Origin of the sequence: Sulfitobacter sp. G21635-S1, from assembly GCF_027213915.1 — a bacterium.
Lineage (GTDB): Bacteria > Pseudomonadota > Alphaproteobacteria > Rhodobacterales > Rhodobacteraceae > Sulfitobacter.
The window spans coordinates 176,841-198,385 of sequence record NZ_JAPWGV010000001.1 but is presented as its reverse complement, the minus strand read 5'-3'; the positions used below and the strand labels follow the sequence as shown (position 1 = coordinate 198,385).

Sequence of the window (21,545 nt, the reverse complement as noted above, 5' to 3'; positions counted from 1 at the left end):
CGGTGCCCGTTGCCCCTCAGGACATGATCGCCCTGCGCGACACCCTGCGTGCGGGGCAGTCCGTTCTGTGGGTCAATCCCGCCTATGTGCCCGCCCCCGATCCCATGGCGCGCGCCGATCTGGACCAGGCCTGCGATGACTGGGCCATGCCGGCCCCGCTGTTGGCGCGCCTGTTCCCTGAATTGGAAGCCTCGGGCGGGCGCATCGCCTCGGACCTGATCGCGGCACCTGCCGGAGCCTTTGGCGATCATCCAGGCACCCTGTTGATCAAGGGCGACCACGCCCTGCCGGTGGCCGGGTCCATCAAGGCACGCGGCGGTCTGTTTGAGGTGTTCATCTGCGCCGTCACACAGGCCCGCGCGGCTGGAATACTTGGCCCTGACGATCCCGTAACCCGTCTGGCCGAGATGCGCGATTTCTTTGCGACCCGCACGATTGCGGTCGGCTCTACCGGCAATCTGGGTCTCAGCGTCGGCATCGCCGCCCGCGCGCTGGGGTATGCCTGTGTCGTGCATATGTCGAGCGACGCCAAGCCGTGGAAGGTCGACCGCCTGCGCAAGCTGGGGGTCGAGGTGGTGCTGCACAGGGCGGATTACACCACCGCCGTTGCCGCCGCGCGCGATGCCACGGCGGATGATCCCGACAGCTATTTCGTTGACGATGAATCCTCGGAACTGCTGTTTCGCGGCTACAGCGCGGCAGCGGCGGAACTGGCCGCACAACTGGATGCGATGGGCATTGCCATCGGCCCCGACCGCCCGCTGTGCCTCTACCTGCCCTGTGGTATCGGCGGCGCGCCGGGTGGCATCGCCTATGGCGCGCGGGCGATGTTCGGCCCCCATGCCCACAGCTTCTTTGTCGAGCCGCAGCAATCCGCCTCGGCCCTGTGCCAGATGGCATTCGACGCGCCATCGGTCCACGATCTGGGCCTCAGCAACCGGACCGAGGCCGACGGCATGGCGGTCGCCACCCTGTCGCCGCTGGTGCACGCGCGCATGCACGACCGTCTGGCGGGTGTCTGCACCGTTGGTGATGCCGACATGCTGCGCTGGGTCGCGGCGGGTCATGACCACGGGCTGCATTTCGAACCCTCCGCCACTGCCGGCTTCGCAGGGCCGCACCACCTGATGCACAGTGCCATGGGCAAGGCGTTCCGCGCGCAGCACATGGCCCATGTCGCGCCCGAAAACATCACCCACGTCGTTTGGGCCACCGGCGGCCTGTTCGTCCCCGACGCTGCCCACCGCGGCTTTCTGGAGGCTGCTGCCGCTTTGCCCGCGGCCTATGACCTGCCACAGGAGATCACCCCATGACCAACCCCGCCAGCCTTGACGCCATCGAGGCACGCCGCCTGATCGCGCGCAAACAATTGTCGCCGGTCGAGCTGGCCGAGGCGTGCATCGCGCGGGTCGAGACGCTGGACCATGCGGTGAACGCCCTGATCGCACGCGACTTTGACGGGATGCTGGAGGGGGCGAAAAAGGCGGAAACCGCCGTGATGTCGGGCGCGCCGCTCGGGGCGCTGCACGGGCTGCCCTTTGCGGTGAAGGACATGATCGACGTGGCGGGCCTGCCCACCACCTTCGGGTCCGAAGCCTTTGCCGACAACATCGCCACCGGTGACGACGCCATTGTTGCAGCGATGCGCGCAGCGGGTGGCCTGCCGATGGGCAAGACCAACACGCCGGAATGGAGTGCCGGTGCCAACACCCGCAACCGCGTCAACGGGGTGACAGCCAACCCCTACGACCTGACCCGCACCTGCGCGGGATCCTCGGGCGGCTCGGCGGTGGCACTGGCCTGCGAATACGCCCCTCTGGCCACAGGATCGGACACCGGCGGCAGCCTGCGCAACCCGGCGGCCTATTGCGGGGTTGTCGGCTACCGGCCCAGCCCCGGTGTCGTGCCGGGCAACAACCGTGCGGCGGGGCTGATCCCCATGCCCACTTCCGGCCCGATGGCGCGCAGCGTGGCGGATGCGGGGCTGATGCTGTCCGTGCTGGCACGCCCCGACCGCAACGATCCATTCACCACCGTGATCGACGGACGCACCCCGTGGGATGCGGCAAGCTTTGCCAACCTGCCGCGCCGCGATCTGACATCCCTGCGCATCGCGGTCACCGAAGATTACGGCTTTGCCCCCACCGAACGCCTGATCCGCGACCACTTCCGCGCGATCCTGCCCAAACTGGCACCCTTCATGGGCGACATAACCGAAGCCAACCCCGATTGCACCGACGCCGACCGCATCTTTTCGGTGCTGCGCGGGGTGCAGTTCCTTGGCGTCCATGCAAAACTTTACGACGAAACCCCCGATCAGGTCGGCCCCAACGTCGCCGACAACGTCCGCGAAGGCCGCAGCTATTCCGCCGAGGACGTGGCACAGGCGATCTTTGCCCAAGGGCGCTATCACCGCGACTGGCAGGCGTTCTTCGAGTTGCACGACTTTATCATCTCGCCCGCCGTCACCCTCAGCCCCCGCCCCTGGCGCGAGCTCTACCCGACCGAAATCGACGGAACGCCCACAAAAAGCTATTATCACTGGCTGGCAATGGCCTATGCCTCCACCATTCCGGGGCATCCGTCGATCACGATCCCCTGCGGGATGGACGCGAATGGCATGCCCTTTGGTCTGCAAATCGTCGGGCGTCGTCACGACGATCTGGGCGTGATGGCCGTCGCCGCTGAGCTGGAGGCGATCATCGCAGGCACCGATCTGGCCGTGCCTGCCCCCGACTTTGCCGCCCTGCGCGCCGCCCCGCCGCTGTCGCAGGCGGATGAATTCCTGACCTTCAGCTGACCGGGTGCCAGGTGGCTGGCCTATTGCAAGACCCGCCGCAGCCCTGACTGGGCTTCCCGCAGCGGGGCGATAAAGCGTTCGGCCAATTCCGACGCGGGCGCATCTGAGGCCGCGATGCCAAGGTTCAGCGCTGCGACGACGCGGCCGCGAATGTCGTAAAGCGGCACGGCGATTGACCGCAGACCGATTTCAACCTCCTGGTCGATCACCGAATAGCCCTGCGCGCGCACGACAGCCAGTTCCGCCATGATCGCATCAGGATCGGTGCGGCTGCGCATCGTGCGCGGTGCGAGGTCGGAAAGGTCGACCCATTTGAGTGCTTCCTCCTCGGGCAACGCGCTGAGCAGCACCCGACCCATGGAGGTACAATGCGCAGGCAGGCGCGACCCCGGCATCAGCCCGATGGACATGATCCGGGTGGCCGCCGAACGGGCGATGTAGACGATTTCGGTCTCATCCAGGATCGACACCGAAGAGGATTGCCCGGTGCGCGCGGAAAGCTGATCTAGCCAGGGTTGCACGATCTGCGGCAGCGGCAGGGCTGCCAGCGCCCCCATCCCCAGCCGCAGAACACGCGGCGTGAGCTGGAAATATTTGCCATCGTATTCCGCGTATCCAAGTTCGGTGAGCGTCAGCAAACAGCGGCGGGCAGTCGCCCGGTCAAGCCCTGTCGCGGCGGCTATTTCAGATACGGATTGGCGCGGCGTCTCGGCCCGGAAGCATTCGAGCACGCGCAGCCCCTTGGCAAAGGAGGCGATGAAATCGGTTCTGTGCACCATGCGAACAACTGATGGCAGCATGTGAACAAATGTCAACATGTGAACATTGAATCTGGTGCCGGTTCCGGTTCAGCGCGTATCAAAAGCCGAGGAGACATCAATGGACAAGACTTTCCCATCGCTTGCCGATGCAGTGTCGGTCATCCCGGATGGGGCGACCGTGATGATCGGCGGTTTTGGCGGCTCCGGCGCGCCAATCGAATTGATCCATGCGCTGATCGACCAGGGCGCGCGGCATCTGACGGTAATCAACAACAATGCGGGTAACGGCCATGTCGGCCTTGCGGCACTGATCGAACAGGGCCGTGTCGACAAATTGATCTGTTCCTTTCCGCGCTCGGCTGACCCCACCGTCTTTGCCGAAGCCTACAAGGCGGGGCGGATCGAGCTTGAGATTGTGCCGCAAGGCACCCTGGCAGAGCGGATCAGGGCAGGTGGTGCGGGCATACCCGCCTTCTACACGCCCACGGCCTTTGGCACCCAGGTGGCGGAAGGCAAGCCGACAGAGGTTTTTGAAGGCCGGTCCTATGTGCGTGAGCGCTGGCTCAAGGCGGATTTTTCCCTGATCAAGGGCGAGCTGGGTGACCAGCATGGCAATATGACCTACCGGATGGCGGCGCGGAACTTCAATCCGATCATGGCGACGGCAGCCACAACCACCATTGCCCAGGTATCGCGGATCGTGCCGCCGGGCGGGATCGACCCGGAACATGTCGTCACGCCGGGCATCTTCGTTCGCCGACTTGTCGAGGTGTCCGCGCCCGCACAGGAAGAAGAGCTTAACCGGGCGGAGGCCGTCTATCCATGACCGAAGTTTCCCACGCAAAGCTGAGCAATGCCCAGATCGCATGGCGCGCCGCGCAGGACATCGAGGACGGAGCCTATGTCAATCTCGGGATCGGATTTCCCGAAATGGTCGCGCAGTTCCAGCCTCCCGGACGGCAGGCCATCTTTCATACCGAGAATGGCATCCTTGACTTTGGCGCCGCCCCGGCCCGCGGCGAGGAAGACTGGGACCTGATCAATGCGGGAAAAAAGGCCGTCACGCTGAAACCGGGGACAGCCTTCTTTCACCATGCCGACAGTTTCGCGATGGTGCGGGGCGGGCATCTGGATGTTGCAATCCTTGGTGCCTACGAGGTTGCGCAGAACGGCGACCTGGCGAACTGGTCCACCGGCAGGGGCGGCATTCCGGCCGTTGGCGGTGCCATGGATCTGGTACAAAGCGCAAAGCGCGTTGCGGTGCTGACCGACCATGTGACCAAGGACGGCTTGCCCAAGCTGGTGTCTGAATGCACCCTTCCCCTGACCGGCGTTGCCTGCGTGACGCGGATTTACACCTCTCTTGCGGTGGTGGATGTGGTCGACGGGCGCTTTGTCCTACGGGAGAAAGTGCCCGCCGTGACCCTGGAAGAGCTGCAATCCGTCACCGGTGCGCCGCTGCATATCGACGGCGCTGTCGCTGACCTGATCTGCCCTGACGAACCAGCCTAAAGCGCCCCGCCTTAAACTTGAAACGCCGATACCCTGCCGCGCTTCGCGCTCTCGGGACATCGGCGATACTGAGTGTATCAGGTTAAAGGCGGGACGCTCCAGCCTCGGGATGAGGCGCGGCAATCAGCCAGTTACGCCCCTGGCCCCTGCGTCGCCTCAAAGGTGATCTGGCCATCGCAGATGGTCATCACCGGCCCGAGGCCAGGTATCTCTTTCGGGTCTGTTGCCGCGATATCGCCGCCAAGTATCACCAGATCGGCCAGCATCCCGGTGCAGATCCGCCCGGTGCGGTCATCCATGTGACCTGCAAACGCACCGCGCCAGGTAAAACCTTCGAGCACTTGCATGAGCGGTACGCGCTGATCCGGAACGCCGGGGTGGAAGGGTTCACGCGTGAGCGCTGCCGAAATCCCGACCAGCGGTTCCACGCGCACCACGGGCCAGTCCGAGGAAAAGGCATAATCGGCACCCGTTTCGATAACGTCGCGCCAGGCATAGGCAAAGGGCAAGCGGGCTTCGCCGATAACGGAAACAGCCGGTTCAAGGGGCAGACCCATAACCCCCGGCACGTGCAGCGGCTGCATGGAGGCTATGACGCCAAGTTCGCGAAACCGGGGCAAATCCTCGGGGTGGACCACTTCGAGGTGTTCGATCCTGTGGCGCGCGTCGCGTTTGCCGTTGGCTTCCTGTGCGGCCTGGACACCGTCAAGAACGATCCGCACAGCGCCATCCCCGATGGCATGTACGCTGATCTGCAGGCCGCGCGCGTCAATGTCGGTGGCAGCCTTGTTGAAATGCGCCGCTTCAAAGATCGGCTCACCCCGGTGACCGGGCTGGTTCGCATACTCATCCACAAGCACCCCGGTGCCGCTTTCCAGTACACCGTCGCAGAAAATCTTCACCCGGCCGGATTTCAGCTTGTCGCTGTTGAAATCTGCTGCAAGGCGGCTGGCCTCGTCGAGCGAGGACAAAGGTTTCTCACGCGTGAGGTGAAAGGGCACTTCAACACGGACCGTCAGTTCCCCGGCATCCTCGATCTCTTTCAAGAGCTCAAGAAGATATCGGTTTCCGTCCATGTTATGGATCGACGTAATCCCTTGCGCCGCACAGAAGGCCAGACCTTCCTTCAGCACCGCAATGTCCTGCGCGCGTTCTTCGGGCGTTGGCGGCGTTTCCGGCTCCAGCCCGTAGTTGCCCAGCATCTCGCGCCCGCCGCTGGTCCGCAGGGCACGCACCGGTCCGATGGCATTCTTTTCGCGCAGCTCTCCGGTGGCCATTCCGTCAGGGCCCACCACCACTTCGCTGCCCGCCCCGACATCGCGGCCCCGGGAGAGTCCTGCCTGCTCCAGCGCGGCGCTGTTGGCCCAGCCGGTGTGAAAATCAAAGGACAAGACAAGAACCGGGCGGTCGTGAACCATCTCGTCGATCAATTGCCGGGGATCCTTGCCGTGACCGGCAAGAAGCTCGTAGGTCGTGCCCTGCGCGACGAGCAATCCTTCGTCGGGATTGTCGGCAGCAAACTGGCGCAAGGCGGTTTTCGCGGCTTCAAGATCGGCGATTTCAGACATCTGCAGGAACCGTCTGCCATAGGCCCCGCTGAAAAGATGCAGGTGCGATTCCACAAAGCCGGGCAATACCGTCGCGCCGTCAGCGTCGATCACGCGGGTCTTTGGCCCGATCAGATCAGTCGTGTCTTCATGGCGCCCCACTGCCGCGATCTTGTTGCCCAGTAGGGCCAGTGATTGCGCGGTCGGCGCGCGCTCGTCCATGGTCAGGATCTGCGCGTTCCTGATGACAATATCTGCCTGGGTCATGTGGGGTCGCCGATTGTTGTTTTCAAAGTTGGCTCCGCGAGAAAATCAGGTGCAAATATCATTCTGCACAACGGCTCCAACCGCTGTGTCAGCGCGATGCGGTGATCCGCGATTGTCATGTCTTCTGATTTGATCAGGTCGAAGAAGGCCCCGCCCCAGATGTCGTAGAGGATCTGCACAAGATGATCGACATCCGCCGGATTTCCGTCGTGCAGCGTAAGGTCATAAGAGGAGAGCACCTGCCGCAACGCGGACATCAACTCGGTGTTCACGATCTGGTAGGATTGCGCCAGCTCTGTTGTCGGATAGCGGATTGTGTCAGCCTCGGCATAGCGCCAGATGCGTTTGCTGGCGATGCGCAATGTACCCTCCGCGAACTCGGAAAAGATGGTGACGAGCAGCGTGGCAAAGTCCAGATCCGTGCGCGGCACCAAGATCTTGCTGTGCTGACGTTCGCGGGCCGCACCCTCATGGATCAAGGCAATCAGGATGCCACCCTTGTTGCCGAAATAATTGAAGACGGTGGGCTGAGACACACCAACGGCCTCGGCGATGTCGGCCATTGTCGTTGCATCGACACCCTGGCTTGCAAACAGCCCTTGTGCCGCTTCGAGAATTTCCTCGCGGCGCCGGGCCTTCTTGCGGTCCCGCAGGCCTGGCGCGCCCTGCGCTGCCTCAATGCTTGTCGTTTGACCCATGGCATAAAGTCCTTCATGTAGTAAAAAATTTTATTGACTAAAATATTATTGTCAATACCAATTGGCCCACCTTAATTTGAACGGACGGAAACCGCGATGATCGAAACGCAGTCCCTTTCGGAAGCCTGTGCCGTGACCGCGCTTGCACGCATCGCGCTTAATTCTCTTGTCCCGATGGCACCTCGTCCGTGCCGGATGCGCAACTGGCAACCGCTGCCGCCTTTGCCGAGGCATCCAAACTGAGCCTGCCCAAAAAGCTTGTGGCGGCAGGGCCATCGTTGGCCCCCGCCTTCCCGCAGAGGCGAAAGAAATGAACCCCATGTCAAAAGGAATGAACACCATGTCCAAACTTCCCCGCCTGGCAGCAACGCTGTCTGTCACTACGGCCTGTGCCTGCCTTGGCTTTGCATCCTGGGCCCAGGATGCAGCCGATCCGGCGCGCTGGCTTTCGCCCACGATGATCAATGCCCGTGCCAGCATGTTCACGCCCACGCTGAACTATCTGACCTTTCAGCACATGGACCAGATGTTCGCGACCCGCACGGTTCCGGCAGGGTCCGAAACCTGGGAGCTGTCCGAAAACCCGATCTCGCTGGAAGGCAGCTACACCATCCTTGGCGAGACCTATGACCTTGAAGGCGCGCTTGAACAGACCCGGACCAATGCTTTGGTCGTGCTGAAGGATGGCGAGCTGGTCTATGAACGCTATCGCAACGGCAGCGGCCCGACGACGCGCTTCCTGACCTTCTCTGTCGCCAAGTCCTATACGTCGACGCTGATCGGCCTGGCCTTGCAGGATGGGCTGATCGAAAATCTTGACGATCCGGTCACCAAGTATCTGCCGGAAATGGCAGGCACCGGCTATGACGGCCCAAGTGTGCGCGATCTGTTGCGGATGCGGTCCGGTGTCGACTGGGAAGAGCGTTACGAGTTCGGCAGCGATACCCAGCTGACCAAGGTGCACGACAATGCGCTTGTCGCCTACAACTACCGCTGGTGTGATTACGCGGCGAATGAATCCGTCAAGGGCGCTACAGCGCCTGACGAACGCTTCAACTATGCCACGCTTGATACCAGCGTCCTGGGCTGCATCGTCGAGCGTGTCACCGGGCGGACTGGCGCCGAATACATGGCCGAAAAACTCTGGCAGCCGATGGGGGCGGAGTCTGACGCCTATTGGATCATGGATGGCCCTGATGACATCGGGCGTGAATTCTATGGGGCTGGCCTTGCTGTCACGGCAAGGGATCATGCGCGCTTCGGCCAGATGTTCCTGCAGGGTGGCATGGCCAATGGCACCCGCGTTCTGCCCGAAGCCTGGGTGACCGAGGCGACCGTGCCTGACGCCGGATATTCGCCAATCGAGGAAGGATCGCCACTTGGTTATCAGTACCAGTGGTGGACGGAAGCCGACAGCGACGTCTACATGGCGATGGGCCTGTTCCATCAATTCATCCGTGTCGATCCGAGCAACAAGATTGTCATCGTCAAGACAAGCTATACCGAAGCGCCGATTGGCAATGATGCGGAAAACGCAGAGCTTTTTGCGCAGATCACCGCGAAACTGACGCAATAAGGGGTTGGGGTCGGCCCCCTGCCGGCCCTTCCCTCCGCCTGGCATTTGTGGCGGCGCGTTTCGCCGGGCGTTGCTACCCTTCGCTGCCCGCGATCCATGCCTTTGCCGCATCCAGCATCGCCTCGCGCAGGTCGGCGACTTCGGGCATTTGCTGCAGTTCCGCCGTGGTCGCAAAGCCGATGTGGATCGACGGCAGCGCGAGGTCTGCCACCTCCAGCACCTTGAAATCCTGCGCATTGGCATGTTCGTTCAGCGCCACCCGCGGCACGCAGGTCAACATCCCCAGGGCCAGCGCCAGGTTGATCAACCCGTTCGGGTCCGCCGACACTTCCACCGCCGCCGTCAGTTCCGGGGCACCTGTGCTGCGCATCGCGGATTCCAGCACGATCCGGTTGTTCGACTCCCGCGAGGGCATGGCCCAGGGCCAGCCAACCAGATCCCGCGCTCTGGGTGCGTCCAGCCGGGCAACCGGATGGCCGGTCGGACAGATCAGGATCAGGTCCGTTTCCAGCAAGGGATCATAGGTCAGCAGCCGCGCGATGCGGGTTGGCACCTGATCCCAGTCCAGCCGCCCGACATAGCAATCCAGATTGCCCTCGCTCAGCGCCTCGACCATATCGCCGACCAGGCCGGTCTTGAGCTGGAACCGGGTTTCGCTCTGGCCCACGTTCAACCGGCGCAGCGCTTCGGGGATGATGTTGTACATCAGGGCCGAATTCGTGCCGATCCGCAGCGAAAGCGTCTGCCCCGCGTCCAGCTCGCGCACAAGCTGGTCCAATGTCGCCAGCCCCGACCGCGACCGCCGCAGCGCCAGCAACCCGGTATCGGTCAGCACCACCCCCCGCACCGAACGTTCGACCAACGGCACGCCCATGGCGAATTCGAGATCCTTCAACATCTGCGAGACTGCGGGCTGCGTCAGGTTCAGTTCCGCCGCCGCCGACCGCAGCGAACCGTGTTCATCAATCAGCTGCAACAGCCTCAGATGCCGCAGGCGCAGTCTTTCGTAATGAAGGGGTGAATGAGCCATCAGTAAAAGTTATCATATTCCAAGAAAGTTTAGAGTACTTCTTTCATCGGCAAGTGGATAGCCTTTGCGAACATTCGCGGAATGTGAACTCTGGGAGGGGCCATGAAACGCGCAAACGCCATATCGGGCATCATTCTGTGCGTGTTCTCGCTTGTCATGCTGGCTTTTGTCATTCCGGGCCAGATCAGCACCGGGCCATCCGGCATGATGTCACCACGGCTGGTGCCGCAAATGACGATGATCGGCATATTTGGGCTCTCCCTTCTGCTGGTGCTGGGCAACCTGCGCGGGGGCGAGGATGACCATCCGCCGCCCTTCTCGCGCAAGGAGTTGCTGGCGCTTTTGCGGATCTCCGCAGTCTTTGCCATAGCGATTGTACTCTATGAATTCTTCGGCGCGCTGATCGGCGCCTCTTCCCTCGTGATATTCGGGCTTCTTGCATTGGGCGAACGCCGCCCGCTGGTGATTCTGGCGCTGACCGTGGTGCTGCTGACCGGACTCTGGACCTTGTTCTACAAGGTCCTCGGCACGGCGATCCTGTGAGGGTGCAATGGAATATCTGATCCTGGGCATCGGGGATGTGTTCGGCGGCACCACGCTGCTTTGGGTCGCTGTCGGTGTGACCCTCGGCTATGTGCTGGGTGCCATTCCGGGGCTGGGCAAGGCCATCGGCGTGGCTGTTTCGATCCCGCTGACCTTCTACCTCGAACCGGTCAGCGCATTGGGCCTGCTGATCGGCATCGCCAAGGGCAGCGCCGCAGGCAGTGCAGTCTCCGCCATCCTGCTCAACACGCCGGGCGAGCCTTCCTCCGCACCAACCGCCTTTGACGGCTATCCGCTTGCCCGGCAGGGCAAGGCGCAGAAGGCGCTGAAGATGGGCCTTTTCGCCTCGGTCATCGGTGATTTCGTCTCCACCATCATCCTGATCCTGCTGGCAGCCCCCCTCGCCCGCTACGCCTTGCTGATCGGCCCGGTGGAGCTTTGCGCCATCCTCGTGTTCTCCCTGGTCTTCATCGGCGGCCTTTCCGGCAATTCGCTCACCAAAGGTCTGATTGCTGCCTGTTTCGGCATCTTCTTTGCCACCGTGGGGCTGGAAACCGAAACCTTTGTTCCGCGCCTGACCTTCGGCTACCTCGAACTCGAAGACGGCATTTCCCTGGTGCCCATGGCCATCGGCATGCTGGCGGTGGCCGAAATGATCGTACAGGCCGGAAACCTCGACACGCTGGACCGCGAAACGGCCGAGTTGCGCGACAGCAGCGATCCCCGCGACCGCAGAGTGACCCGCGAGGAATGGCGCCGCTGTGCGCCGGTCATCGCGCGCGGCACCTTCATCGGTGCCGCGATCGGCATCCTGCCGGGCCTTGGCGCCAGCGTCGGCTCCTTCCTGTCCTATGGCGAAACCCGCCGCGTCTCTGCCACGCCGGAAAAATACGGCACCGGCATGATCGAAGGGGTCGCCGCCGCCGAAAGCGCGGACAATGCCGTGGTCCCTTCCAGCCTGATCCCGCTCTTTGCCCTGGGCATTCCCGGCAGCGTCATTGCCGCAATCCTGATCGCCGCCTTCATCCTGCACGGGCTGACCCCGGGCCCCCTGATGTTCCAGCAACAGCCCCGGATGGTCGCGGGGCTTTATGTCTCCATGCTCTGCGCCAGCGCCATCCTTCTGGTGATCGGGCTGCTGGGCCAGCGGCTGTTCTCGTTGATCGTGCATGTTCCGCTGCGGCTGGTGATCCCCGGTGTCCTGCTGTTCTGCTGTGTCGGATCCTACATGGAAACCGGCAGCATCTTCTCGATCTTCATCATGCTCGGCTTTGCCCTGATCGGCTTCGTGGCGCGCAAGCTCGACTTTTCCTTCGTCACATTCCTGATCGGCTTTGTCATCGGACCCAAGCTGGAGCTCAGCTTTCGGCAGTCCCTGCAACTGCTGAAACACGACGCGTCGAACCTGCTGGGCCATCCCATCGCGCTGGTCTTTCTGTTTGCGGCGCTTGTCTTTGTCGTCATGTCCGGCCGCTCCTCGGTCACGCGCCGGGTGCAAATGCCACCAACAACCCAGGAACACTGAAACTGAAAGGGAGGAAACCAACCATGAAATGCTTTGAAAGACGCGCGATACTCGGTCTTGCCGCGAGCCTGGCCATCGCCTCGGCGGGCCTGCTGCCCGACCTGGCCGCAGCGCAGGATTATCCGACGAAACCTGTCACCATGCTGGTGGGATACGGTGCGGGCGGCCAGACGGACCTTGTTGCACGCGGCGCGGCGCGGGTCCTTGCGGAACAGCTTGGCCAGCCCGTCAACGTGGTGAACAAACCCGGTGCCGGCGGCGCTGTCGCCGCGCGCGAACTGACGCAGGCGGCCCCCGATGGTTACACCATCCTGTTCCATTCCAACTCCGTCGTGAACTCCGCGCCCTTCATCATGGATCAGGTGAATTTCACACCGGATGACTTTGAATATGCCGGCATGATCACCGCCTATCAGACCGGGCTGGTCGCCCATGTCGACGCGCCCTTCGACGATCTGCAGGGCTTCATTTCCTGGGCCAGGGAAAACCCGAACTTCGCCTATGCGGCGCTCAGCCCCGAAGCGCGGATGTACATGGACACCCTGGCCGAAGCCAACGGGCTGGAACCGAATGCCGTCCCGGTGCAAAGCGGCGGCGAGATGATCACCGCCTTGCTGGGCAAGCAGGTGGTCGCGGCCTTCTCCGGCGGGATCCACTACCGCTATCCTGATGAGCTCAAGACGATCTCTGCCACGACGACCTTCCGCCATCCTTCGGCACCCGATGTCGCCTCGATCGAGGAGGACGGCTATCCCATCGGCATGGACACGCGCACCACGCTGTTTCTGCCCAAGGGGACGCCGCGCGAGGTGCTGGAGAGGATCTCTGACGCGCTTTCCGCCGCCGCGGACGATGCCGACTTCAAGAAGGTCACGGACGGGGCAAACATCCCCATCATGTACATGAACCTCGATGAGGCGCGTGCAGAAATCGAAGCCACCTATGCAAAGCACAAGGGCATCCTGACCGACGGTTCCTGAACCCCATCGCACAGCGCCGCCCGGGCCAAAGCCGGCCCGGGGCACCCGCAACATCCTCTCAAACAGCATCAGAGGCCTCATGTTTCAGCCACTCAAAGGATTGAAGGTCATCGACCTGAGCCAGGTACTTGCCGGACCCTATGCCACCTACCAGCTTGCGCTCATGGGGGCGGAAGTCATCAAGATCGAAAAACCCGGCGAAGGTGACTGGACCCGCGTGCTGGGCCCCTTCCCGGACCTGATCGCGCGGCGCATGGGGCTGGGCTACATGACCCAGAACGCAGACAAGAAATCCGTCGCCATCAATCTCAAGACTGCAGAAGGGATCGAATTGATGCGCGGGCTGATTGCGGGTGCCGACATCTTTGTCGAGAATTTCAAACCCGGTGTCGCGGAACGGCTGGGTTTGGGGTTCGAGGCGGTGCGCGAGATGCAGGACCAGATCGTCTATTGCTCGATCTCCGCCTATGGTCAGACCGGCCCGCTGAGCGAACGGCCCGCCTATGACCACATCATCCAGGGCATGTGCGGCATCATGAAGACCACCGGCACAAAGGGCAGCGGCCCCACCAAGGTCGGCGCACCCTATATTGATTATGCCACCGGGATGAACGCGGCCTTGGGCATCATCGCAGGCCTGCGCGAGGCGGAGCGGTTGAAAAAGGCCGTGCACATCGACGTCGCCATGCTCGACACCGCGCTGATGATGATGGCCTCTCTCGCGACGCAACACCTGTCGTCCGGCTGGTTGCCGGAGCAGAATGGAAACGAAGCCTGGAGCGCCAGCCCCTCCTCCGGTGCGTTTGAAACCTCCGACGGTATGCTGATGCTTGCCGCGAACAACGACCCCCAGTTCCATCTGCTGTGTGCCGCCCTGAACCGCAAAGATCTTTCGGTAGACAGCCGCTATGCCAGCACCGCCGCGCGGGCGCGGAACAGCGGCCAGCTGCGCCGGGAGCTCGACGATATCTTCCTCACCAGACCGGCCGCCGAATGGGAACTGCTGCTTGCCGAATGGAAGGTCCCCGCCGCCAGAGTCCGTGGCCTCGAAGAAGTCCTGGCCGAGGATCACATCCAGTCACGCGGCATCATCAGCAGCATGAACATCAAGGGCGACACAGATCACGAGGTCTTTGTGCCGGGGCTCAGCTTTCTGGCCAACGGGGTGGCGCAATCCCCGGTGAACATCCCCAGCGCACTTGGCGCAGATACCGACGCCGTCCTGTCGGGCCTGAACCTCAGCCTGGAAAAGCTGGCGGAATTGAGAAAGAGCGGCGTCATCGAGTGAAAGTGGCGACCCTGACCCGGCGCCTTCGGCTTGTTCCGGGCCCTGGCTGGCATCGACTGACAGCAGCTTGATTCCGCTACAGCGTTTCGGGATTAACTTGAAACATCCAACATCACTTTTCGCGTTCGACCGCAGGGAGAGGCAGCGAACAAGTGATTCAGGTATATCCCGAAGCGCTATAGCAGACACCCGCGGCATTCGACACATGTTCCGAGCTGCCCCGATCAGCTGGCAGAAAACAGCCGTGACCGGCCCAACTCCTGCGCGACCTGCTGCAACAGGCTGATCGTCTGCAACCGGTCACCCTCGCTGCGGATGCCAAGGGTCGACATCGACGTGCCGACCACGGCTTTCAAGGCATTCACCCCGCCAATGGGGGCTGCAAAACCTGTCACCCCCGGTTCGAACTCGTTCTCGACGATGGCATAGCCAACTGCCCTGCAGTGCTGCACCCGGTTCAGAATTTCGGTGCGGTCCATGGTGGTATCCGGCGCATATTGTTCAAACGGAAGGCTGCGGATCGTCTCCTCCGCCCGGTCCTGCGGCGCAAAGGCCAGTATCATCCGGCCAATGGCGGTGTGGAGCAATGGCAAGCGGCTGCCGACGGTGAATCCGAAGGAAACCGCATCCTCCTGCGCTGTCGACTGTGCAACATAGACCGCCGAATTGCCGTCGGGAATGGCAAGCGAAACCGTTTGCCCGATCCGGGTGGAATAGCGGTTCAGCAGCGGCTGGATATGCGTGCCGAACTGATTGCCGCGCAGAAAACTGCCCGCAAGTATCAGCACCTGCGGTGACAGGGAAAAATGCCGCCCCTCCCGTTCGGCATAGCCCAGATGGACCAGCGTCAGGGTCAGCCGCCGCACCGACGCGCGGTCAAGCCCGGTCAGCTGCGCGATCTCGGCCAGCGTAAGCCTGGTATGGGTATCGTCAAAGGCTTTCAGGACGGCCATGCCCTTCACGAAGGTCGAGGAAATATCCCTGTCCGCAATCTCATGTTTCAATGGGTCTGGACGAAGGGTCACGGGCGACTCCTGGATTTCGCTTGGTTCTTTCAGATGACACATCCGTGGGCGCTATTAAACCAAAAGCCAAGATATCACCCGGGATGTCGCCATGAGGATTGTTAATGTAACATATGTGCGTTATTTAACCAAATGGAGCAAAGATACACCCAGCCGCCAATCTGAAGGAGACTTCCCATGATCAGCCAGGAACTGAACGAAACGCTCACAAGAACTGGTCCCGGGACAGAGGCGGGCGAGGTCATGCGCCGCTATTGGCAGCCTGCCGCGCTGACCGACGAACTGGCGGGCAAACGCCCGGTTGTGCCGGTCCGCCTGCTGGGTGAGGATCTGGTGCTGTTCCGTGACAGCGAAGGCGAACTTGGCCTGATCGCACGGGGCTGTCCGCACCGCGGGGCCGATCTTTGCTATGGTCGGCTGGAAGACAACGGATTGCGCTGCCCCTTCCATGGCTGGCACTTCAACCGCAATGGTCAATGCGTGGAACAACCCGGTGAACCCGAAGGGTCGCGGATGCATGAACAGATCCGGACGACATCATATCCGGTGATCGAAAAGAACGGGATCGTCTTTGCCTATATGGGGCCGGGCACGCCACCGGCCTTCCCGAATTTCGACTGTTTCCGCGCGCCGGAAAGTCACGTATTTGCTTTCAAGGGTCTGTGGGAATGCAACTGGCTGCAGGCGATGGAGGTGGGCATCGACCCTGCGCATGCCTCTTTCCTGCATCGTTTCCTGCAGGACGAAGACCCCGCCGACAGCTATGGCAAGCAGTTCCGCGACATGGCCGCCAACACAGAGATCCCGATGACCAAGCTGCTGCGCGATTATCCGCGCCCCGACATCACGGTCGAGGAAACCGATTACGGCATGCGCATCATCGCCCTGCGCCACATGGAAGACGGCCGCACCCATGTGCGCATCACCAACCAGATCTTCCCCGAGGCGATCTCGATCCCCATGTCGCGGGAGATGATCATCACCCAGTGGCATGTGCCGGTGGATGACGAGACCTGCTATTGGTATTCGATGTTCACCAGCTTTGACAAACCCGTCGACAAGCAGAAGATGCGCGATCAGCGGCTCAGGGAACATCGCCTGCCCGATTATGCCCCGATCAAGAACAAGCGCAACAATTACGGTTTCGACCCCGAAGAGCAGGCCCGCGAAACCTATACCGGCATGGGGCTCGACATCAACGTGCACGATCAATGGGCGGTCGAAAGCCCCGGCCGGATCTTTGACCGGACCAGGGAACATCTGGGCAAGACCGATGTTGCCATCATCAAATACCGGCGCATGATGCGCGCCGCGATCAGCAGCCTCAAGGATGGAAACACCGATGCGCTGCCCATGTGCAACGGCGTCGATGTCAGCAAGATCTACGGCCCGATCTCAAACGACACCATCGGCACGCGGGACAACTGGCAGGATGTCTTCACGCAAAGCGATGCCGAACGACGCGAGGCTTGCAAGGGATGGGATGCAAAGGTCTGATGGCCACAAGATGAATCGTACCGGTGGTTGACGCGCGGTTCCCTGATGCCGCCACCTGAAGGGCAGATATGAGCCAGTTACACGAAAAGATCGCCAGCGGCGCGCTTGCCCGGATGGGTCTGCTTGACGAGGATGCCATCGGCGCCGCCGCCGCCCTGGTCGAACGGGTCAGCGGCTCCGATGTCGAGACGGTGAGGGTGCTCTTTGCCGACCAGCACGGCATCCTGCGCGGCAAGACCCTCGTGGCATCGGCCCTGTCCTCGATCTTCACCTCCGGGGTTGCGATGCCCTCCACCCTTCTTCTGAAGGACACATCGCACAAGACTGTCTTTCCGGTGTGGTCGGATGACCCCGACATTCCCGGGGGCATGACCGGTGCGGGCGATATCCTTTTGCTGCCCGACCCTGCCACGTATCGCGAGTTGCCGTGGTCGTCGAACTCCGCCTGGATCTTCTGCGATCCGCATGGAAAAGACGGCGCCACCCTGGATTTCTCGCCGCGTGACGTGCTCAAGCGTGCGATTGCGCGCCTGGCCGAGCATAACATCGCATTGGTTGTCGGGCTGGAGGTCGAATTTCAGATCTATGCGCTGGTCGCGCAAAAGCTCGACCATGGCGATGCGACGATGCCCGGCCAGCCGCCTCAGACCCGCAACCTCACCCAGGGTTACCAGTTCCTGACCGAACAGCTTTATGACCTGGTGGAACCGGTGCTGGACGATCTCCGCCGCCATTGCCAGGCGCTCGGCCTGCCGGTGCGCTCGATGGAGATCGAAATGGGGCCCAGCCAGTTCGAATTCACCTTCGACCCTGCCGAACCGCTGACCCATGCGGACAACATGATGATGTTCCGCGCCATGGTGAAAGAGACCTGCGCGCGGCGTGGCCTGCATGCGACCTTCATGTGCAAGCCGAACCTCGCCAATGCCGCCGCCAGCGGATGGCACCTGCACCAGTCCCTTGTTGACATGACAACCGGAGAGAACCTGCTGGTGCCACCTGCCGCGGGGACGATCACCGATACGGCCAGTGGCTGGATTGCGGGCCTGCTGGAACACGCCCGCGCATCCTGCCTGCTGACTACGCCGACGGTGAACGGATACAAGCGCTACCGCCCGCATCAACTGGCCCCCGACCGCATCCAATGGGGCCGCGACAACCGTGGCGCTATGATCCGCGCCCTGATGGCACCCGGTGACCCCGCTTCGCGGATCGAGAACCGCGTGGCAGAGACAACGGCCAACCCCTATTATTTCTTTGCCAGCCAGATCCTGTCAGGCCTCGATGGTCTGAACCGCAATCTGCGCGCGCCCGACCCGGTGGAAACCCCCTATGACGGCCCGGCAACGCAACTGCCCGAAAGCCTGCTCAGCGCGATCCAGCATTTCGAAAACTCGTCCTTCTACCGTGAGGTGCTGGGCGATGCTTTTGTCGATTACCTCGCCTTCATCCGGCGCGCGGAATGGGACCGTTACCACCTGACCATCTCGGAATGGGAACAGGCCGAATATTTCGGGATCTACTGAAACGCCGCTGACGCGGGCCTGCCCGCTTTCCACCAGTTAACGGCAGGAAAGTGGGCAGGCCCCGGTGCGCTCACAGACCAGCGAAATGGAACGCCTTGGTTTCAAGGTATTCCTCGATCCCTTCCTGCGCGCCCTCACGCCCCAGACCGGAGGCTTTGACGCCGCCGAAAGGCGCCTCTGCATGGCTGACCACGCCGGTGTTCAACCCGACCAGACCCGCCTCCAGCGCCTCGCCGAACCGGAAGGCACGGGCCATGTCCGTGGTGTAGAAATAGGCCGCCAGACCAAAGGGCGTACCATTGGCCAGCGCCAGCGCCTCGGCCTCCGTCTCGAACCGGAACACGGGCGCGACGGGGCCAAAGGTTTCCTCGTCTGCCAGCTGCATGTCCACCGTCGCTTCCGACAGCACGACCGGATCGGCAAATTGCGCGGGAAGATCGCGCGCCTTGGTGGCACGCCGGGCCCCCTTGGCCAATGCATCCGCCACATGGGCGTTGATCTTGGTGATGGCGCTGGTGTTGATCATCGGACCAATGGCAATGCCCTCGGCTGTGCCGGGACCCACCGTCAACGCATCGACCCTGGCCGCCAATGCCGCGACAAAGGCATCGTAGATGCCGGATTGCACCAGAATGCGGTTGGCGCAGACACAGGTCTGACCGCCATTGCGGAACTTCGACTGCATCGCGCCTTCGACAGCGGCATCCAGATCGGCATCGTCAAAGACGATAAACGGCGCGTTGCCGCCCAGCTCCAGCGATATTTTCTTGAGCGTCGGGGCGCATTGCCCGGCCAGCAGCGCGCCCACGCGGGTCGAGCCGGTGAACGACAGCTTGCGCACCACGGGGCTGGCGGTCAGCGTTTCGCCGATCACCTCGGGGCGACCGGTCAGGATGTTCAGCACACCCCTGGGCATGCCCGCCCGTTCGGCCAGAACGCCAAGCGCCAGCGCCGAATAGGGGGTGAAATCGGACGGCTTGATGACCATCGTGCAACCTGCCGCCAGGCCGGGGGCCACCTTGCGGGTGATCATCGCGATGGGGAAATTCCACGGCGTGATGATGGCACAGACGCCAACCGGCTCCTTCATGGCAAAGATCTTCTTGCCCGGCACCGGAGAGGGGATGATATGGCCGTTGATCCGCCGCGCCTCTTCCGCGAACCAGCGGACAAAGGATGCGCCGTAAACCACCTCGCCGCGCGCCTCGGCCAGCGGTTTGCCCTGTTCGGCGGTCAGGATCCGCGCCAGGTCTTCGGCGTGGTCGTACATCAGTTGGTACCAGCGCATCAGGATGTCGGCGCGGTCGACATGGGTGCGCGCGCGCCAGTCTTTCATCGCCTCTTCGGCGGCGGCGATGGCGGCGCTGGTTTCAGCCGCCGTACAGTCTGGCATATGCCCGATCGCGTCACCGGTGGCCGGGTCGATCACCGGCATGTCCGCGCGCTCGATCCAGTCGCCGTCGATCAGCGCCGCTTCGCGCAGCAGGTCGGGATCGGACAGCTGGTCGCGCAGGTTGGTGGATGGTGTGTCGTGAACGGTCATGCTTTTCCTCCAAGCGCGGCAACAACTGCCGCCGTGATATCGTCTGTGGTGTTCTGACCGGGACGGGTGCCAATGCCCTGTGCGGTCGCTGTTTCGACGGCCTCCAGCACAGCGGCAGCGGCTTCGCCCTCGCCCAGATGCTCCAGCATCTGCGCCCCCGACCAGATCGCGGCGATCGGGTTGGCAATGTTCTTGCCCGCAATATCCGGTGCTGAACCATGCACCGGTTCGAACATCGAAGGCGCGCTGCGATCGGGGCAGATGTTGGCGGATGCGGCAAAGCCCAGCCCGCCCTGAATGGCCGCGCCCAGATCGGTCAGGATGTCGCCAAACAGGTTCGAGGCAACCACCACGTCCAGATCCTGCGGGTTCATCACCATCTTGGCCGCCATGGCGTCGATATGCATGTGGCTGACCGTCACCTCGGGATATTCGGCGGCCAGTTCGCGGGTCACCTCATCCCAGAACACCATCGAATACTTCTGTGCATTCGACTTGGTGACCGACGTCAGATGCTTGCGCCGGGCCTGTGCCTGCTCGAAACCAAAGCGCAGGATACGTTCGACACCTTGGCGGGTGAAAATCGACGTCTCGACCGCCACTTCGTTGTCACGTCCCTGATGCACGCGCCCGCCGGCACCGGAATATTCACCTTCGGTGTTTTCGCGGATGCACAGGATGTCGAAACCTTCGGCCTTCAGCGGGCCTTCGACACCGGCCAGCAGCCTGTGGGGCCGGATGTTGGCATATTGGTCAAAGGCCTTGCGGATCGGCAGCAGCAGACCATGCAGCGACACCGAATCCGGCACGCTTTCGGGCCAGCCGACCGCACCCAGAAAGATCGCGTCAAAGCCGCGCAGCGTTTCAATGCCATCGTCCGGCATCATCGCACCTGTCTTGGCGTAATATTCGCAAGACCACGGAAAGGTCTGTGTTTCCAGGGCAAAGCCAAAGCGGCCGGCGGCCGCGTTCATGACCTCCATGGCGGCGTCGGTGACATCGACGCCAATGCCGTCTCCGGGGATCAAAGCAAGATTATATGTGGTCATATCAGTTTCCTTGGTCTTCACAGGTCGATCAGGACCGATTTCATTCTGCGGCTGGCGGCACCGGCACTGCATCCCGGGCCGCAGGTCTTCAGCCCCGCACAGAGCCCATAGCCGGGATGGCCGACAAGAGCCAAGGCCACTTGCGCGCCCCCAAAACTCCGAAAGCGCACCACCCGTCCGGCATCGGCGCCATCGGCACCCCCGATAAACCGACAGGCTGGCAAGGCGGTCTGGTCTGCATCAATGGCAAGGTTCATGGCGCACCCTGAGAAGGAATTCTGCCTGCAAGATCGCGCGTTCGATGCGGCCAAAGCTGCCGAAAGCGCCGGATCCTCAGCATTTTACGCTGCACTCCCGGATTTCTCAGGCAGAAGATTT

Annotated in this window: 19 protein-coding genes; 11 read left to right on the top strand and 8 right to left on the bottom strand. The window is 62.4% G+C overall.

Features of this window, described 5'->3' with window-relative positions; all coding sequences use genetic code 11:
* Positions 1 to 2 precede the first annotated feature (2 nt).
* Positions 3 to 1,313 carry a D-serine ammonia-lyase gene (locus tag O4H53_RS00960; RefSeq protein WP_269360631.1) on the top strand — a complete coding sequence of 437 codons (1,311 nt, stop codon included), beginning with the start codon at positions 3 to 5 and terminating at the stop codon, positions 1,311 to 1,313.
* Positions 1,310 to 2,800, top strand: a complete 1,491-nt coding sequence (locus O4H53_RS00955) for an amidase (RefSeq protein ID WP_269360630.1) — start codon at positions 1,310 to 1,312, stop codon at positions 2,798 to 2,800. The genes O4H53_RS00960 and O4H53_RS00955 overlap by 4 nt, the downstream gene beginning before the upstream one ends.
* Positions 2,801 to 2,820: 20 nt before the next feature.
* On the opposite strand, the gene O4H53_RS00950 is transcribed toward O4H53_RS00955, so the two are convergent.
* On the bottom strand, positions 2,821 to 3,579 hold the full coding sequence (locus O4H53_RS00950; protein ID WP_269360628.1) for an IclR family transcriptional regulator domain-containing protein: 759 nt from the start codon (positions 3,577 to 3,579) through the stop codon (positions 2,821 to 2,823).
* A 100-nt stretch (positions 3,580 to 3,679) separates the two neighbouring features.
* Here O4H53_RS00950 and O4H53_RS00945 point away from each other — a divergent pair, with 100 nt between their 5' ends.
* Together O4H53_RS00945 and O4H53_RS00940 are read left to right on the top strand one after the other, a co-directional pair.
* Positions 3,680 to 4,387: a 3-oxoacid CoA-transferase subunit A gene (locus O4H53_RS00945; RefSeq protein ID WP_269360627.1), complete on the top strand. Its 708-nt coding sequence runs from the start codon at positions 3,680 to 3,682 to the stop codon at positions 4,385 to 4,387.
* Positions 4,384 to 5,073, top strand: a complete 690-nt coding sequence (locus tag O4H53_RS00940) for a 3-oxoacid CoA-transferase subunit B (RefSeq protein WP_269360626.1) — start codon at positions 4,384 to 4,386, stop codon at positions 5,071 to 5,073. Before O4H53_RS00945 ends, O4H53_RS00940 begins: the two co-directional genes overlap by 4 nt.
* A gap of 131 nt (positions 5,074 to 5,204) precedes the next feature.
* Here the strand turns inward: O4H53_RS00940 and O4H53_RS00935 are convergent, their stop codons facing one another.
* Together O4H53_RS00935 and O4H53_RS00930 are read right to left on the bottom strand one after the other, a co-directional pair.
* On the bottom strand, positions 5,205 to 6,887 hold the full coding sequence (locus O4H53_RS00935; protein WP_269360624.1) for an amidohydrolase: 1,683 nt from the start codon (positions 6,885 to 6,887) through the stop codon (positions 5,205 to 5,207).
* The gene (locus tag O4H53_RS00930; RefSeq protein WP_269360622.1) at positions 6,884 to 7,585 is read right to left on the bottom strand and encodes a TetR/AcrR family transcriptional regulator; all 702 of its coding nucleotides are present in this window, start codon (positions 7,583 to 7,585) and stop codon (positions 6,884 to 6,886) included. The genes O4H53_RS00935 and O4H53_RS00930 overlap by 4 nt, the downstream gene beginning before the upstream one ends.
* Positions 7,586 to 7,925: 340 nt before the next feature.
* On the opposite strand from O4H53_RS00930, the gene O4H53_RS00925 reads away from it, so the two are divergent.
* Positions 7,926 to 9,161, top strand: a complete 1,236-nt coding sequence (locus O4H53_RS00925) for a serine hydrolase domain-containing protein (protein WP_269360620.1) — start codon at positions 7,926 to 7,928, stop codon at positions 9,159 to 9,161.
* A 73-nt stretch (positions 9,162 to 9,234) separates the two neighbouring features.
* Here the strand turns inward: O4H53_RS00925 and O4H53_RS00920 are convergent, their stop codons facing one another.
* On the bottom strand, positions 9,235 to 10,191 hold the full coding sequence (locus O4H53_RS00920) for a LysR family transcriptional regulator (protein ID WP_269360619.1): 957 nt from the start codon (positions 10,189 to 10,191) through the stop codon (positions 9,235 to 9,237).
* A gap of 102 nt (positions 10,192 to 10,293) precedes the next feature.
* Between O4H53_RS00920 and O4H53_RS00915 the strand changes: the two genes are divergently transcribed.
* From O4H53_RS00915 to O4H53_RS00900, 4 genes are all read left to right on the top strand, one after another.
* Positions 10,294 to 10,734, top strand: a complete 441-nt coding sequence (locus O4H53_RS00915) for a tripartite tricarboxylate transporter TctB family protein (RefSeq protein ID WP_269360617.1) — start codon at positions 10,294 to 10,296, stop codon at positions 10,732 to 10,734.
* Between the two features lie 7 nt (positions 10,735 to 10,741).
* Positions 10,742 to 12,259 carry a tripartite tricarboxylate transporter permease gene (locus tag O4H53_RS00910; protein WP_269360615.1) on the top strand — a complete coding sequence of 506 codons (1,518 nt, stop codon included), beginning with the start codon at positions 10,742 to 10,744 and terminating at the stop codon, positions 12,257 to 12,259.
* 23 nt (positions 12,260 to 12,282) lie between these two features.
* Positions 12,283 to 13,239 (top strand): tripartite tricarboxylate transporter substrate binding protein, encoded by a 957-nt coding sequence (locus tag O4H53_RS00905; protein ID WP_269360613.1) that lies wholly within the window; start codon positions 12,283 to 12,285, stop codon positions 13,237 to 13,239.
* Positions 13,240 to 13,318: 79 nt separating this feature from the next.
* A complete protein-coding gene (locus tag O4H53_RS00900) occupies positions 13,319 to 14,527 on the top strand; it encodes a CaiB/BaiF CoA transferase family protein (RefSeq protein ID WP_269360611.1) in 1,209 nt (402 codons plus the stop codon).
* A gap of 224 nt (positions 14,528 to 14,751) precedes the next feature.
* On the opposite strand, the gene O4H53_RS00895 is transcribed toward O4H53_RS00900, so the two are convergent.
* Entirely contained in the window at positions 14,752 to 15,552 is an 801-nt protein-coding gene (locus O4H53_RS00895; RefSeq protein ID WP_269360609.1) for an IclR family transcriptional regulator, read from the bottom strand.
* Between the two features lie 177 nt (positions 15,553 to 15,729).
* Here O4H53_RS00895 and O4H53_RS00890 point away from each other — a divergent pair, with 177 nt between their 5' ends.
* Both O4H53_RS00890 and O4H53_RS00885 read left to right on the top strand, forming a co-directional pair.
* Complete coding sequence (locus O4H53_RS00890) at positions 15,730 to 17,049, top strand: aromatic ring-hydroxylating dioxygenase subunit alpha (protein ID WP_269360608.1); 1,320 nt, start codon at positions 15,730 to 15,732, stop codon at positions 17,047 to 17,049.
* A gap of 68 nt (positions 17,050 to 17,117) precedes the next feature.
* On the top strand, positions 17,118 to 18,575 hold the full coding sequence (locus O4H53_RS00885; protein ID WP_269360607.1) for a glutamine synthetase family protein: 1,458 nt from the start codon (positions 17,118 to 17,120) through the stop codon (positions 18,573 to 18,575).
* A gap of 70 nt (positions 18,576 to 18,645) precedes the next feature.
* Here O4H53_RS00885 and O4H53_RS00880 read toward each other — a convergent pair whose 3' ends face one another.
* From O4H53_RS00880 to O4H53_RS00870, 3 genes are read right to left on the bottom strand one after another with little or no spacing between them, the layout of a single operon-like run.
* Positions 18,646 to 20,118, bottom strand: coding sequence for an NAD-dependent succinate-semialdehyde dehydrogenase (locus O4H53_RS00880; RefSeq protein WP_269360605.1), 1,473 nt, complete (start codon positions 20,116 to 20,118; stop codon positions 18,646 to 18,648).
* A complete protein-coding gene (locus O4H53_RS00875; protein ID WP_269360602.1) occupies positions 20,115 to 21,167 on the bottom strand; it encodes a tartrate dehydrogenase in 1,053 nt (350 codons plus the stop codon). Before O4H53_RS00875 ends, O4H53_RS00880 begins: the two co-directional genes overlap by 4 nt.
* 17 nt (positions 21,168 to 21,184) lie before the next feature.
* The gene (locus tag O4H53_RS00870; RefSeq protein WP_269360600.1) at positions 21,185 to 21,424 is read right to left on the bottom strand and encodes a hypothetical protein; all 240 of its coding nucleotides are present in this window, start codon (positions 21,422 to 21,424) and stop codon (positions 21,185 to 21,187) included.
* Positions 21,425 to 21,545 lie beyond the last annotated feature (121 nt).